Here is a 956-nt window from a genome sequence, read left to right as displayed (position 1 = left end):
AGCTGGTAGAAGGCCGAGGGGGTCTGGTTGAGCACCGTCACCCGCTGCTCGGCCAGCAGCTGCACGAACTCCTGCGGAGACCGGCTGACCTCGAACGGCACCACCACCAGTCGGCCACCGGTCAGCAACGCCCCCCACAACTCCCACACCGAGAAGTCGAAGGCATAGGAGTGGAACAACGTCCACACATCATCCGGGCCGAAATCGAACCATTCCTGAGTGGCATCCAGCAGACGGATCACGCTCGCATGCGAGACCACCACGCCCTTGGGCCGGCCGGTCGACCCCGACGTGAAGATCACATACGCCGGATGCTCCGGCAGCAACCGCCCGGCCACCCCGGCCCCCGCCGTACCCCGGCGCCGATCCCCACCGTCTCCACTACTCGCCGTACCGGCGCCAGGCAGGGGATCAGCCGGTGTGGCCAGCGGCGAGCGCGGCGCAGCCGAGATCTCGCCCGGCCTACCAGTGCCGGCTGAGGATCCAGCCGGTTCGGCCGGCGAAGGAGGCGACCCCGCCGAGGCTTCGCCTGCCGTACCGGCGCCGGACGGCAAAGCATCCGATGCCGGTACGGTCGACGGCCGTACGGAGCTCAGCTCGCCATCCTCATCCAGCACCACCACCGGCAGACCCACCGGCACCCGATCGACCAGCCCCGCAACCGTCACCACCGCCATCGGCGCGGCATCCTGCACGATGAAACCCACCCGCTCGGCCGGATACGCCGGATCGATCGGCACATAGGCGCCTGCGGCCTTGACCACCCCGACCAACGCCACCACCGACGCCACCGACCGCGGCACCAGCACCGCCACACACCGCTCCGGCCCCACCCCAAGATCGGCCAGCGCCCCCGCCAGCGCCCCGGCCCGCCCATCCAGACCCGCATAACTCAGCTCCACCGACCCGCACACCACCGCCACCGCCCCCGGCGACGCCGCCACCTGCGCCTCGAA

General features: G+C 70.7%; 1 protein-coding gene. It reads right to left on the bottom strand.

Translation table 11 applies throughout. The annotated features are described in order from the left end of the window. On the bottom strand, window positions 1-956 hold a 956-nt coding region (locus tag Pta02_RS40800; protein ID WP_203880415.1), incomplete at both ends, for an AMP-binding protein.

This window comes from Paraplanobispora takensis (genome assembly GCF_016863195.1).
Lineage (GTDB): Bacteria > Actinomycetota > Actinomycetes > Streptosporangiales > Streptosporangiaceae > Planobispora > Planobispora takensis.
Note: the sequence above shows the minus strand (reverse complement) of the source record. Positions and strands in the feature narration are given on the sequence as shown.